Source organism: Lysinibacillus sp. NPDC056959 (assembly GCF_042674095.1).
Taxonomy (GTDB): domain Bacteria; phylum Bacillota; class Bacilli; order Bacillales_A; family Planococcaceae; genus Lysinibacillus; species Lysinibacillus zambalensis.
The window spans coordinates 236,774-250,718 of sequence record NZ_JBHURE010000001.1 but is presented as its reverse complement, the minus strand read 5'-3'; the positions used below and the strand labels follow the sequence as shown (position 1 = coordinate 250,718).

The 13,945-nt window shown below is 38.8% G+C and carries 12 protein-coding genes; all 12 read left to right on the top strand.

Annotated elements, in window-relative coordinates; genetic code table 11:
- The first annotated feature begins 134 nt into the window (after window positions 1–134).
- The 12 genes from ACFTQ7_RS01140 (at window position 135) to murD (ending at window position 13,940) form a co-directional block, all read left to right on the top strand.
- Window positions 135–902, top strand: a complete 768-nt coding sequence (locus tag ACFTQ7_RS01140) for an enoyl-CoA hydratase/isomerase family protein (protein ID WP_386826883.1) — start codon at window positions 135–137, stop codon at window positions 900–902.
- Between the two features lie 110 nt (window positions 903–1,012).
- Window positions 1,013–1,390 carry a transcriptional regulator gene (locus tag ACFTQ7_RS01135; RefSeq protein WP_386826882.1) on the top strand — a complete coding sequence of 126 codons (378 nt, stop codon included), beginning with the start codon at window positions 1,013–1,015 and terminating at the stop codon, window positions 1,388–1,390.
- A 732-nt stretch (window positions 1,391–2,122) separates the two neighbouring features.
- Window positions 2,123–3,025 carry a ketopantoate reductase family protein gene (locus ACFTQ7_RS01130; RefSeq protein WP_386826881.1) on the top strand — a complete coding sequence of 301 codons (903 nt, stop codon included), beginning with the start codon at window positions 2,123–2,125 and terminating at the stop codon, window positions 3,023–3,025.
- Window positions 3,022–3,417 carry a DUF3397 domain-containing protein gene (locus tag ACFTQ7_RS01125; protein WP_386826880.1) on the top strand — a complete coding sequence of 132 codons (396 nt, stop codon included), beginning with the start codon at window positions 3,022–3,024 and terminating at the stop codon, window positions 3,415–3,417. The genes ACFTQ7_RS01130 and ACFTQ7_RS01125 overlap by 4 nt, the downstream gene beginning before the upstream one ends.
- 222 nt (window positions 3,418–3,639) lie before the next feature.
- Window positions 3,640–5,256, top strand: coding sequence for a bacillithiol biosynthesis cysteine-adding enzyme BshC (gene bshC / locus ACFTQ7_RS01120; protein ID WP_386826879.1), 1,617 nt, complete (start codon window positions 3,640–3,642; stop codon window positions 5,254–5,256).
- A gap of 252 nt (window positions 5,257–5,508) precedes the next feature.
- A complete protein-coding gene (gene mraZ, locus ACFTQ7_RS01115) occupies window positions 5,509–5,940 on the top strand; it encodes a division/cell wall cluster transcriptional repressor MraZ (RefSeq protein WP_079559763.1) in 432 nt (143 codons plus the stop codon).
- 59 nt (window positions 5,941–5,999) lie between these two features.
- Window positions 6,000–6,950 (top strand): 16S rRNA (cytosine(1402)-N(4))-methyltransferase RsmH, encoded by a 951-nt coding sequence (rsmH, locus tag ACFTQ7_RS01110; RefSeq protein ID WP_386826878.1) that lies wholly within the window; start codon window positions 6,000–6,002, stop codon window positions 6,948–6,950.
- Entirely contained in the window at window positions 6,951–7,325 is a 375-nt protein-coding gene (gene ftsL2, locus ACFTQ7_RS01105; protein WP_386826877.1) for a cell division protein FtsL, read from the top strand.
- A complete protein-coding gene (locus ACFTQ7_RS01100) occupies window positions 7,322–9,523 on the top strand; it encodes a penicillin-binding transpeptidase domain-containing protein (RefSeq protein ID WP_386826876.1) in 2,202 nt (733 codons plus the stop codon). The genes ftsL2 and ACFTQ7_RS01100 overlap by 4 nt, the downstream gene beginning before the upstream one ends.
- A gap of 58 nt (window positions 9,524–9,581) precedes the next feature.
- Entirely contained in the window at window positions 9,582–11,498 is a 1,917-nt protein-coding gene (locus ACFTQ7_RS01095) for a stage V sporulation protein D (protein WP_386826875.1), read from the top strand.
- Window positions 11,499–11,622: 124 nt separating this feature from the next.
- A complete protein-coding gene (mraY, locus tag ACFTQ7_RS01090) occupies window positions 11,623–12,594 on the top strand; it encodes a phospho-N-acetylmuramoyl-pentapeptide-transferase (RefSeq protein ID WP_197141765.1) in 972 nt (323 codons plus the stop codon).
- A complete protein-coding gene (gene murD / locus ACFTQ7_RS01085) occupies window positions 12,591–13,940 on the top strand; it encodes a UDP-N-acetylmuramoyl-L-alanine--D-glutamate ligase (protein ID WP_386826874.1) in 1,350 nt (449 codons plus the stop codon). The genes mraY and murD overlap by 4 nt, the downstream gene beginning before the upstream one ends.
- Window positions 13,941–13,945 lie beyond the last annotated feature (5 nt).

The window sequence follows — 13,945 nt, the reverse complement described above, 5'->3', positions numbered from 1 at the left end:
AAAGAGACCATGGCTCTTTACTAGCCTTTTTGTTGACTAGAAAAGACGGAATCTTTCGGCAATAACGGAAAGATATATAGTACTATAATAATTGTATGATACAATTTATCCATCGGGACAAAGGGGGAAATAGTATGGCTTATATAATTGATAACAAAGATGGTATTATGACGTTTACGATTGATCGGGAAGAAAAAAGGAATGCGGTTAATGATGAGGTTATGGACGGGCTTCAAGAAGTTATTACATATATTCGACATCATGATGATGTCCGTTTTTTAGTCGTGACGGGCGCGGGAGATAAGTCATTTTGCTCAGGGGGCGATTTATCTGAATTTCATTCGCTTGAAACGGAGGATGAGGCGTTCGGGATGTTGAGTAAGATGGGCAAAATATTATACGACCTTGCGACTTTGCCTGTGCCGACGATTGCGTTAATTAATGGAACAGCGGTTGGTGGAGGCTGTGAGATTGCAACAGCTTGCGATTTTCGTCTAGTGGCAAGTTATGCGAAATGTGGTTTTATACAGGGGACATTAGCAATTACGAGCGGCTGGGGAGGCGGTACATACTTATTCGAACGTGGGTTACGCCATGATCGTGCAATGAAGATGCTAGTCGATGCGAAGCCTTATCCAGCAGAATTGCTATATGAAATTGGCTGGGCAATGCGTGTTTTCGAAGGTTCAAAAGAAGAGGCGTTGAATGATTTTATCGAACACATGCGTAAAATTCATCCTTCTGTTCATAAGGCTTATAAAGAAATTGAGCTTCGAAAGTGGCGTGAGCGTAATATGTATGAACGTGTTATGGAGGAAGTTCGTACGTGTGCGAAATTGTGGGAAAGTGAAGCTCACCACGAGGCAGTTGCTAATTTCCTAGCAAAGAAAAACAATAAATAATGTATAACGGCAGTGATTATAACAAAACATAATCACTGTCTTTTTTATTTCGATGATTCTATTTTGCTCGCCCATGCATATAGTAGTAAAAAATGCGAGGGTGATAGATTATGGAATTGAAAAAAAGAAAAGATCAATGGACAAAGGAAGACGATGAAAGATTAGCAGAAATCGTGTTGCATAATGTGCAAAATGGCAAAACACAGCTAGAGGCTTTTGAAATGGCTGCTAATGAACTAGGTCGTACAAAACAGGCATGTGGTTTCCGTTGGAATAAAACATTACGTAGTCAATATAGTCAGTCACTACTAGCTGTACGAAATCAGCCGCAACAATCTATGCGAAGTCATTTGAAATTGGCATTAACAAGTTTCGATGAATTAACAGAGGCCTATCAAAGTCTCGAAATAAGACACCGTGAATTACAAAATGAGCATGAAAAACTAGTGAAATGGTTACAGCAAGGATATTCTTTAATGAAAGATTAAAGTAAGGAAGCAGATGAAGGTTACAAGTGCGGTAGAATAAGTTACTTAGAAAGAATATAAGTTAGATTAAAACATAATGCTGCGCTAAGTGAATTTATAGGCAGTAATTTATCTGTACCGAATGCAAAGCGCCAGGTGCGAAACACACACCTTGAAATGTAACGAAAGTAAAGAAGTTAGGTGTGAGAGTAACTGCCCGTAAAAGTCAGATTGTTAAGACTAATGATCAGTGGAAAAACCCGCTGATTAAAGTTTCACTTTATATATTGTCGTAAACACTTAGCCAATCTTGTATAATAAAAGAACCTGCATAGGAGGTGCCTTAGGAATCATTCTAAGGCACCTCCTTCTGTAGAGTGGGCGAAATGGACTGTGTAATGATGGACGGTAGCGGCTGTCCAAACATTCGCTTAAATAGAGGAACTCAGTCTAAAAACGCCACGTCCTGTGGCAACGACTGAGTGACCAACATCTTGTTGGCCCGAAGCCTCGGCCGATGTCACGGAATCGAAATGGAGTTCTTCGGGGATGTTAGTGTCGAATCCGTGCGATAACGGCTGACTGACCTGCATCGGTAAAAGCGTCACGTCCTGTAGCGTTACCGAAATGACTAACATCGTGTCGGCTCTCGAGTAGGCCTAGCGCAAAGCCGATTCCGGACGTAATTATGCCGAGAGAGGGCGTTCTCTTATGTTTGATCGTCCGTTGTAAATGTGGGAGGTGTGATATATTGTGGGTGTAACGATTATTGGTGCCGGGGCTGTAGGTCAGTTAACGGCAAGTTTTATAGCTGAGTCTGGTATATCTGTAACGTTGGTTGCGAGGAGGCAGGAACAGGTAGATGAACTTCATGAAAAGTATTTAACACGCATGAATGTTGATGGAACGAAAACTGTACAAAAAGTTGCTTCAACTACGAAATTAGCGGAACTACCACGACAAGATTTAATTGTAATTGCTGTTAAATACGGTCAATTACAAGAGCTTTACAAACAATTATCTGCATTACCGAGTACGGTACCGTTGTTGTTTATGCAAAATGGTTTGGCGCACTATGACGAGGCACTACGTTTGCCACAAAAGAATATTGCTTTTTGTTCTGTATCTTTCGGTGCTCAATTGATCAATCAGACAACTGTGCAACATAGAGGTGTAGGTACTTGTAAAATTGCGATAGAGCGAGGAGATAGTGATGCTTTTACCGATTTGTTACAACTAAAAAATTCCTTATATCCAGTTAAACTAGTTGCTAATGCGGAACAAATGTTATTTGAGAAAGCTGTATTCAACTGCTTAATTAATCCATTGACGGCTATACTGCAACTGAAGAATGGAGAGTTAGTTACGAATAAGCAAGCGTTTCTATTAATGCAAACTCTCTACCGAGAATTTACGGAAGCTTTTGAAGGCATAGAACAAACTATACCTTTTTTCAAGGTGATAGACTTATGTGAACAAACAGCAAGTAATACATCCTCTATGCTAGCGGATCGGGTGCAAGGGAGGAAAAGCGAAATTGACACGATTGCAGGAGTAATACTAGAAAAAGCTCTAGCGAATGGTCACGATTTGCCAACTTTACGTACTTTATATCACCAAGTACTTGCGATAGAGGAGAGCGGTGAAAGACGTTGAAAGATTTTTTACATATTATGATAAGTGTCATTATTATTTGTCCAATCCTCCTTTTTATGATTGTCTATTTATTTGGTCGAAAGGTTAAAATTCGAGGCACTCATGCTTTTGGAGTAGCATCGGACGCGACAACATTGTGTTTGTATTTTTCAGTACCACTAGCAATTAGGGTGCTGTGGAATGTCGATGTTAGCGCACTTTTAGTTACATTGACGGTAGTGATGGCAATAATTTTTACATATATTGATTGGCGAACAAAAAAGGAAATTGAAGTAAAACCGCTACTTAGGAAAATTTGGCGCTTTCAATTTTTAGTCCTAAGTACGGCGTATATTATTATTTGTTTAGTAGGTGTTATTCGATCTGTTATAGAATATTTACAGGCAGTCTAAGCATTTTCTTTTCATGTTGAAGCCATAAGCGTTAAAATAATAGCATTATAAATTGTTTTTTTTAGTAATAACTCTAGATGTGCAAAAATATGAAGTGAAATTCCAAAGTACTTAAGTGTTTGAGGTTTGTTGAAAATTGTACCTTAACTTTTTTCTGGGAGTTTATTTTATTTTGCTTATTAAAGAGTAAGAAGATGATTTAGGTAGAGGAGTTTGTGTTAAATGAAACTGGAGTCAATCCAAGTACCCATAAAAAATCGTTTGCTAGCAGATTATTGGTCACCGAATACTGCCATCCGTGAGTTTTTTGAATACGAATATAACGATAAATCTTTTGAGAAACGCGCACAATATCTTGATCAGCATGCGTATGATCAAAAAGAATTAACAGCCATCATACGTCAATTTATGGAGCCTCTTGGTATTTCGGAGAAAGCGAATGAACATTTGCTACAACTAGAGCAAGGAGCTGTTACGGTTGTTGGTGGGCAACAAGCAGGTATCTTAACAGGCCCTCTTTACTCGGTGCATAAGGCGATTTCGGTTATTGCATTAGCGAAAGAGCAAAGTGTAAAGCTACAGCGACCGGTTGTTCCAGTTTTTTGGATAGCTGGAGAAGATCATGATTTAGAGGAAATTAACCATACGTATACAGTGCAGGGTGTAGATATTAAAAAACGTGCATACGGTGAACGCTCAAGACGTAAAACAATGGCTTCTGAAACAAGAATAAACAAAGAATCCATGACGCAATTAATAAATACTATTGTGAAGGATATGGGTGAAACAGAATTCACTGAAATGCTTATTAAACAATTAGTAGATACACTAAATAAGAGTGACACGTTTACGGACTTCTTTGCGCAACTTATGAACCATTTGTTTAAAGATGAAGGTTTATTGATGATAGATGCAGCGGACTTTAAATTCCGTCAATATGAGAGTGGGAATTTTACCCGTATCATTCATAAAAATGAAGAAATTGCAAGAGTGGTAACGGAGAAGGAAGCGGAGCTTGAACGTGCAGGTTATGGCCAGCCTATTTTGGCAACAAACGAAGCAGCCAATTTATTTTATGTAGAAGATGAAGAGCGTCATCTTTTAGAAAGGAAAAATCAGCATTTTGTCAATCTAGCTGCAAATATCAAACTATCTCGTGAAGAAGTTTTAAAAATTGCTGAAGAACATCCTGAGCAGTTAAGTAATAATGTTGTGACGCGTCCGTTAATGCAGGAAATGACATTGCCTGTGCTAGCATTTGTTGGTGGACCAGGGGAGCTTGCCTACTGGGCGACATTGAAGGATGCATTTTCGGTATTAGGCTTACAAATGCCGATTTTTGCTCCGCGTCTTCATATTACACTTGTTACACGTCACGTAGAACAACTTTTACGTGAATATCGTTTAACTGTTGCTGAAGTTTGGGATGGCAAAGTGTTGCAGCTTAAAGAGCAGTATGTTGCTGACGTACAGGACACTGAAGCGAAGCGCCAAATTCAAACGATGCAACGAGACCTTTTAGAAAAATATGATGCACTTCAACTTTATTTAGAAGAACAACAGCTATTAATAGATAAAATACTTGAGAAAAATAAAGAGAATCACCTAAAGCAATTTGAGTATTTACAGCAAAAGGTTGAACAAACTGTTCTTAACAAACACGAAACGACGATCCGAAAATTTATGACGTTACAAAATGAGCTGTATCCAAATGAGGGGTTCCAGGAAAGAACTTATAGTCCATATCAATATTTTAATGAGTTTGGACCTATGTTAATTACTGAAATGCTGAAACAAAATTATAGCGTTGGTAATCACCACTATATAATTTATTTATAATCCAATATTTGTATCTATATACCTAATTAATAATTTGATACAATGTGAATTTGATGGGTAATGTCGATATAAATAGTAAATAGAGAGCTATCCTACTAAGGATAGCTCTTTTTTTGAGTCATTTAGCACAGTTCCAATAATTTGTTAAAGGCCTAATCGTACATTAATTGTTAAAATGTCAAGTTTTTTTTAAAAAAAGTGGAGGAAAGTGGGGGGATGTGGTACATTATTTAATAAAGTGGGGTGAATAGCATGTTCATGGGAGAATATCAACACTCTGTTGATGCAAAAGGACGATTAATCGTGCCCGCAAAATTTCGTGAAGCCTTAGGTGAAACGTTTGTTGTAACACGCGGACTTGATAATTGTTTATTTGGCTATCCTATGGATGAATGGCGAAAACTCGAAGAAAAATTAAAGGGCTTACCGATGACCAAAAAAGATACACGTGCATTTGCAAGGTTTTTCTTTTCTGGAGCAACGGAAGTAGAAATAGACAAGCAGGGGCGCATTAACATTCCTTCAACTCTGATGCAGCATGCACATCTTGTGAAAGAATGTGTCGTGTTAGGAGTTTCGAATCGGATTGAAGTATGGGCGAAAGATGCTTGGGAGACTTACTTTAGTGAGTCGGAGCAATCCTTTAATGAAATTGCAGAAAATATGATTGGCTTTGATTTTTAACTTTTTTAGACACTTAAGTGTCAGCTAGATGAAGTTAAGGCCTGAAGGGAGCGAGTGGTATGTTCGATCATACAACCGTGTTATTAAGAGAAACAGTTGATGGGTTGAACATCGATCCTGATGGTGTGTATGTGGACTGTACGTTAGGTGGGGCAGGACACAGTGAGTATTTAGTACAACAATTATCTGAAAAAGGTCGTTTAATTTGTTTTGATCAAGATATGACAGCTATTAACAATGCGAAAATTCGATTGGCACCGTTTATTGAACGTGTGACATTTGTACATTCGAATTTCCGCTATTTAAAAGAAGAGCTATTGGCGATTGGTATTGAGCAAGTTGATGGTGTTTTATATGATTTAGGCGTATCTTCGCCACAGCTTGATACACCAGAACGAGGCTTTAGTTATCACCATGATGCACCTTTAGATATGCGCATGGATCAAACGGCATCCCTTACAGCATTTTATGTCGTAAATGAATGGGCATATGAAGATTTAGTACGTATATTTTTCCGTTATGGGGAAGAGAAATTTTCAAAACAAGTTGCTCGTAAAATCGAAGAGGCACGTAAGGTAGCACCGATTGAAACAACTGCCCAACTTGTAGAACTTATTAAAGAGGGTATTCCAGCAGCGGCTCGCCGTAAAGGTGGACATCCAGCGAAGCGCATATTCCAGGCAATACGAATTGCTGTTAACGATGAGCTAGGCGCAGCAGAGGATTCATTAGTCGATGCGATTGATATGATAAACGTAGGTGGACGCATTAGTGTCATTACGTTCCATTCATTGGAGGACCGCCTATGCAAGACTATTTTTAAGGAAGCGTCATCATTACCGGAATTACCACCGAATTTACCAGTAATTCCTGATGACATGAAGCCAACTTTAAAGCTTATCACGAGAAAGCCGATCGTTCCTTCTGATGAAGAACTAGCTGTAAACAATCGCGCTCGCTCAGCAAAGCTTAGAGTGGTAGAGAAAATTAACGACAAAGGGAGTGAGTAAATGGCAGCAGTTCGTGTAAGGCAGCACCAGCAACAGCAACAGCAAGTGCAACAACCAATAACACCCCCTAGCCCACAACCCACTATCAAACGTCGTAAAAAATCGAACCAGAAGTTTGAAAAAACAATGCTAATTGCTTTAGTTAGCATTATCGTTGTAATGTCAGTACTAGTGTTAAATAAGCAAGCAGCCATTCAGACAACCAGCATGGACATTCAAAAAATCGAAACTGAAGCAGAAGAGATTACTAAACAGAATGTTGACTTGACAGTTCGTGTAAGTGAACTGTCTACATTCGAAAACATATGGAACAAAGCTAAAGAACTCGGTTTAACTCAAAATGAGAAAAATGTAAAGGTAGTGCCGGGAGAATGAAAAAAAAGAGATTTCGATTCCAATGGGGAGCCTTTCTATTAATTATTTTTTATGGAGGGCTCTTTTTTCTATTGTTCACGAGAATGGTGACGTTACAAGCGACAGGTGAAGTGGAAGGTCAAGAGCTTGCGGCAAAGGCAGCTGCAAAATATAGCAAAGAAAGTGTAATAACAGCAAATCGAGGGAAAATTTTTGATGCAAATGGACAAGTTATTGCGGAGGATACACTTAGTTATCGACTAATCGCAATTGTCAATAAAGAGGCCACGACGAATTCAAAAAAACCTCGACATGTAATAGATCCAGAAAAAACAGCGAAAATATTAGCAGAATATATCCCTATGGACGAAAAAAAAATCTATCAACAACTTACTAGAGTAAAAGATGATGGCGAAAAGCCTTATCAAGTTGAATTTGGCGGTGCGGGACGTGGATTAAGTCATGAAAAGATGAGTAAAATCAAAGAAGAGAATTTACCAGGGATTTTATTTGTAAACGATTTAAAACGTTATTATCCAAATGGTATCTTTGCCTCACACTTAATTGGTTTCGCACTAAAAGAGGAAAATAAGGATGGTACGCTTACAACAAAAGGGAAAATGGGTCTTGAGCTTACTTACAATAAAGAACTAACTGGAAAAGACGGTAAGGTAGAATATGAGACAGATGCTTTCAGTTATTTATTACCGAATAGTGAAAAAATGGTGACACCTGCCAAAAATGGTGACGACATTTATTTAACGCTTGATAAAACAATTCAAAGCTTTTTAGAGGAAAAGATGACAGAGGTTGCAAAGGAATATAACCCTGAATCGATGACAGCTATTATCGCTGATCCAAAAACCGGAAAAATCTTAGCGATGTCACAGCGGCCAACGTTTAATCCTGATACACGGGAAGGCGATAATATGAAGTGGCTGAACGAGGCTATTGAAGAGACTATAGAACCAGGTTCGACGATGAAAACATTCACGCTCGCTTCTGCGATTGATACAGGGGTTTGGGAGCCAAATAAATGGTATCCGTCAGGTCAATACAGAGTCCATGATCGTGTAATTAAAGATTATAATAGAGTTGGTTGGGGGTATATTACTTATTTACAAGGTTTCCAACGTTCATCCAATACTGCGATGGCACACTTATTAAAGCTTATTGGTGAGGATGTATTTTTTGACTATTTAGATCGATTTGGTTTTGGTAAAAAAACAGGTATTGATTTACCGAATGAAGCATCAGGAAAACTTTTATCGAATTATCCAGTGGAACGAGTGACAACAACATTCGGTCAAGGTTCTACGGTAACGCCGATTCAATTAATTCAAGCATTGACAGCGATTGCGAATGACGGGAAAATGATGCAACCGTATGTGATCGATCGTATTGTTGACCCTTCAACAGGAAAAACGATTAAAAAGCATGAGCCGATTGTAAAGGGAAAACCAGTTTCAGCAGACACAGCGAAACAAGTAAAAGAAACCCTTGCATCTACGTTAACAGCTAAGGATGGTTCGGCGAGTGACTTTATTCTTGATGAATATGAAGTTGCAGGGAAAACAGGTACTGCCCAAATTCCTTTAGGAAATGGTAGGTATTCATGGGGATCAAATGAATTTCTATACTCTTTCTTAGGGATGGCTCCTGTAGATGACCCTCAGCTCATTATGTATGTCTCCATAAAAAGGCCAAAGTTGAATGGTGAAGCTGGTTCTATACCAGTTGCAAAAGTATTTAACCCTGTTATGTTAAATAGTTTGAAGTATTTAAATGTTAACCCGGAAGATGTAAAGCAAGTTGACGATACAAAAATACAAGATTACACAGGTCAAAGTGCTGAAGCTATACAAGTAGAGCTTCAGAATGATGGTCTGAAGCCAATTATTGTTGGTGGTGGCGGTAAAATTATTGACCAATATCCTAAAGGTCCACAAAAACTTGTGAAAGGTAATTTTGTGTTTTTAAAGACAGAGGGCGATGTAGTACTTCCAGACTTCACTAACTGGTCGTTGCGAAATGTACTTGCTTTTAAGGCATTGGCAGAGTTAGAACTTGAAGTCGTTGGGGAGGGCTTTGTAGCTAGTCAGAGCGTCTCGGCAGGTACTGTAGTCTCAGATCGTTCACCAATTGTCGTGAAGCTGAAAACGCCAGCTGAAAGCTTTATCAAAGATGTAGAAGCCCCAACTGAGGGTGAAACTGAATAAAGACTGAATAGAAGCCCACTTTATTTCATACGTTGTAAAAAACAAGGTGTGATGTCGAATGAAGTGGATTTCTATCCATTCCAAAAAGCGTTTGCGTGTTTTATATGTATTGTTTATGTTTGTAGCCGCTGCGATTATTATTAGGCTGTTCTTCTTGCAAGTATTAGATCAAAAAGAACTGACAAAGAAAGCCGAAGAGAATTGGGACCGAGAAATTCCTTTTGCCAATGAGCGAGGGCATATTACCGACCGTAAGGGGAAAAATATTGTCACAAATAAGCTTGCACCAACTTTATATTTCATGCCTTCTCAAAGTAAGGATATTGAAGGTGCAGCGGCCAAAATTGCACAAGTTTTAGGTGTAGATGAACAAAAGCTTTTGGAAAAAATGAAGAAGAAAGTGTACTTAGTAAAGCTGGCACCAGAAGGAAAAAATATTCCTTATGAAAAAGCAGTGGAGTTACAAGGTATGCAGATTGAGGGATTATATAGTGGTGTCGATTATTCAAGGGATTATCCATATGGTACCCTACTATCTCGTTTTTTAGGTTTCACAGGCTATGATGCACAAGGTTTAGCGGGAATTGAATATGAATACGATAAGCTTTTACAGGCTAATTCTTCGGCTATACGAATCTTTACAGACGCGAAAGGGAATAATTTACCGAATGTAAAGAGTGCCTGGAAGGCTGGTGAAGATGGCGCAACGGTCGAGCTAACGATAGATGTAGATGTACAACAGGTCGTTGAACGTGAATTATCACAGGCGATGAAGCGTTATGATGCTGACCAAGCAATGGCCATTGCCATGAATCCAAACAATGGAGAAATTTTAGCATTAGCCTCATACCCTACTTTCAATCCAGCAGAATATCAAACGGTAGAGCAAACAATCTACAATAGAAATTTACCGGTTTGGATGACATATGAGCCCGGGTCAACGTTCAAAATTATAACCCTTAGTGCTGCTTTAGAAGAAAACGTAGTGGATTTAGAGAAGGATACTTTTTATGATCCAGGCTATTCAATGGTTGCAGGAGCAAGATTGCGTTGTTGGAAGCGTGAAGGTCATGGATCTGAAACCTTCCTTGAAGTGGTAGAAAATTCTTGTAACCCTGGCTTTATTGAATTAGGTCAGCGAATAGGTAATGAAAAACTACTACAGTATGTTAAAGATTTTGGTTTTGGTACAAAAACAGGTTCTAACATTGCTGGTGAGGCTTCAGGGATTTTATTTTCCAAGGATGCTTTTGGACCTGTTGAGCAGGCCACAACTTCATTTGGCCAAGGGGTTGCCGTTACACCCATTCAACAAGTGCAAGCAGTAGCCGCAGCAATAAATGGGGGCAAGCTGTATACGCCATATGTTGTGAAGAAGGTTTTTAACCCTAATACCGGGGACGTTATAAAAGAGACTAAACCAGAAGTTAAAAAACAAGTTATTCGTGAGGAGACGTCTGCAAAGGTTCGAGGTGCATTAGAATCTGTTGTTGCAAAGGGCTCAGGACGTCAAGCTTACCGAGATGGATTACGAATCGGTGGTAAAACAGGTACGGCACAAAAAGTAGAGAATGGCCGTTATAAAGACGGTGAATATATCGTATCGTTTATTGGCTTCGCACCTGCGGATAATCCGCAAATTGTCGTTTATGTAGCAGTAGATAACCCGAAAAAGGGAACGCAGTTTGGCGGGGTGATAGCAGCTCCAATCGTTGGTCAAATTATTGAAGATATTGCACCTTTTGTTGGCATTGAAAAATCGAAGGAACAGCTTGAAAAGGATTATCGATGGGGTGACCCAATCACTGTGAAGGTACCAAGTTTTATTGGTCAAACGAAGGACGATATTGCCAAGCAACATTATCCATTCCGCATTGTATGGCATGGGGAAGGGACTAAAATTGGCAATCAGCTGCCTGAAGTGGATAGTGTTATCAAACAAGATGGCACCATTCATCTTTATTTAGAAAACTAATTAACTTTACCTTTAAAAAATGGGAAAGAACCACTATTATTATGAAGGGTAGTAATAAATACATGAAAGTTTGTGCTTTTTTCTTCAAGAAGAAAGTGAAACAAGATTTAAAGGAGATTTTTCAATGAAACTCGCAACAACGCTTACCATTTTAGCTCTTGCTTTTATAGTAACAGTTATCCTGGCACCAATTAGTATTCCACTTCTTCGCCGATTAAAGTTCGGTCAAAGTATTCGTGAGGAGGGGCCAAAATCCCATATGAAGAAAGCTGGTACTCCAACAATGGGGGGCATTATTTACTTAATTGCCATTATCCTCACTACTGTTGGAGTAGGAAGCTATTTAGATTTATTTACAACATATACCGTCGTACTGCTACTAGTATTAGTAGGGTTTGGGTTAATCGGCTTGTTAGATGATAGCTTAAAGGTTGTTTTTAAACGTAATTTAGGATTAACATCACTTCAAAAGCTTATTGGTCAAATTGCCATTGCAGTCTTGGCTTATTTCTTACTACATGGATCGTTTGATACATCAATTGCAATACCATTTACAGATTGGACGATTGATCTTGGTATTTTCTATGTAGCCTTTTTAATTTTCTGGTTAGTAGGCTTCTCAAATGCTGTGAATTTAACAGATGGTTTAGATGGGCTTGTAGCAGGTACTGCATCCATTGCCTTTGCAGCATTTGGTGTTATTGCTCTATTCCAAGAACAAGCTGATATCGCCTTATTTACATTCGCAGTAACAGGTGCATTATTAGGGTTTTTACTTTTTAATGCGAATCCTGCAAAAGTATTTATGGGAGATACAGGTTCTCTAGCATTAGGTGGAGCTTTAGCTATGATCTCTGTATTAGTAAAAGCAGAACTCTTACTGTTATTAATTGGATTGGTGTTTGTTATTGAAACATTATCCGTTATTTTACAAGTAGGCAGCTTCAAACTTCGTAAAAAACGTATTTTTAAAATGAGTCCTATTCATCATCATTTTGAATTATCAGGTTGGTCAGAATGGAAGGTAGTACTTGTCTTTTGGTCAACGGCTTTAGCAGTAGCATTGATTGGAGTTTTATCGGAGGCGTTCTTATGAGAAATTTTACAGATTTACAACATAAAAAAGTCCTTGTTTTAGGTCTAGCTAAAAGTGGTGTGGCTGCAGCTGAGATTTTACATGAGCTTGGCGCCTTTGTGACGGTTAATGATTCAAAACCATTTGACGAAAGCCCAGATGCGCAAGGTCTATTGCAAAAGGGGATTACAGTTATTTGTGGGCGTCATCCAGAAGATTTACTAGATGAAGGCTTTGAAATAGTTGTGAAAAATCCAGGGATTCCTTATAGCAATAAAATAGTAGCAGATGCAATAAGCCGTGAAATCCCTGTTTGGACAGAAATTGAGCTTGCTTATTTAATTAGTGAAGCGCCATTTGTCGGTATTACAGGATCAAACGGTAAAACAACTACGACAACGTTAATTTTCGACATGCTGAATAACGGAAGTTTAAAACCGTTAATTGCAGGGAATATAGGAACAGTTGCATGTGGTGTTGCAAGAGAAGCACAAAAGGATAATGTAATTGTTACAGAGTTATCATCCTTCCAATTAATGGGGACTAAAACGTTTAAGCCGAAGATTGCTATATTAACAAATCTTTATGATGCACATCTTGATTATCACGGGACATTTGATGACTATGCTGAGGCAAAATTTGGTGTTACACGTAATCAAGATGAAAGCGATTATTTTATTTATAATGCTGATCAGCCGGTTGTTGTTGACTATGCAACAAGATCAAAAGCTCAAAAGGTACCATTTAGTTCTAAGGGCCGCACGGATGAAGGGATTAGTGCGGATGACACAACAATATATTGGCAAGGTGAGCCGTATTTAGATCGAGCGAATATCGCTTTGCCTGGTAAGCATAACTTAGAAAACATTTTAGCAGCTGTCGCAGCTTGTATTTTAGTCGGCTGTGACAAAGCTAAAATGGAAGAAGTGCTAGCGAAGTTTGGGGGCGTTCGTCACCGTACTCAATTTGTGCGTGAATGGAAAGGACGCAAAATTTACAACGACTCCAAAGCAACAAATTGCTTAGCTACAAAAAGTGCTTTAGATGCATTCCAAGCACCTGTTATTTTACTTGCAGGTGGATTAGATCGAGGACATTCGTTTGAAGAATTACGTCCATGTATGAGCCATGTAAAAGGTGTTGTTGCCTTTGGAGAAACAGGACTACGTTTTGTAGAATTTGCAAAATCATGTGGTGTACAGCAAACTGTCATTGCCCAAAATGTTGAGGATGCAGTACACTATGCTGCGCCGATGTCAGCAGAAGGCGATGTTATTTTGCTATCTCCAGCTTGCGCAAGCTGGGATCAATATGACAGCTTTGAAATAAGAGGCGATGTTTTTATTGATGCTGTAATGAAGCTGTAACGAGC

Bases quoted from the DNA above. Each gene is read 5' to 3' on its own strand.
- ACFTQ7_RS01140 (WP_386826883.1), top strand. From the start codon at position 135: ATGGCTTATATAATTGATAACAAAGATGGTATTATGACGTTTACGATT.
- ACFTQ7_RS01135 (WP_386826882.1), top strand. From the start codon at position 1,013: ATGGAATTGAAAAAAAGAAAAGATCAATGGACAAAGGAAGACGATGAA.
- bshC (WP_386826879.1), top strand. From the start codon at position 3,640: ATGAAACTGGAGTCAATCCAAGTACCCATAAAAAATCGTTTGCTAGCA.
- mraZ (WP_079559763.1), top strand. From the start codon at position 5,509: ATGTTCATGGGAGAATATCAACACTCTGTTGATGCAAAAGGACGATTA.
- rsmH (WP_386826878.1), top strand. From the start codon at position 6,000: ATGTTCGATCATACAACCGTGTTATTAAGAGAAACAGTTGATGGGTTG.
- ftsL2 (WP_386826877.1), top strand. From the start codon at position 6,951: ATGGCAGCAGTTCGTGTAAGGCAGCACCAGCAACAGCAACAGCAAGTG.
- ACFTQ7_RS01100 (WP_386826876.1), top strand. From the start codon at position 7,322: ATGAAAAAAAAGAGATTTCGATTCCAATGGGGAGCCTTTCTATTAATT.
- ACFTQ7_RS01095 (WP_386826875.1), top strand. From the start codon at position 9,582: ATGAAGTGGATTTCTATCCATTCCAAAAAGCGTTTGCGTGTTTTATAT.
- mraY (WP_197141765.1), top strand. From the start codon at position 11,623: ATGAAACTCGCAACAACGCTTACCATTTTAGCTCTTGCTTTTATAGTA.
- murD (WP_386826874.1), top strand. From the start codon at position 12,591: ATGAGAAATTTTACAGATTTACAACATAAAAAAGTCCTTGTTTTAGGT.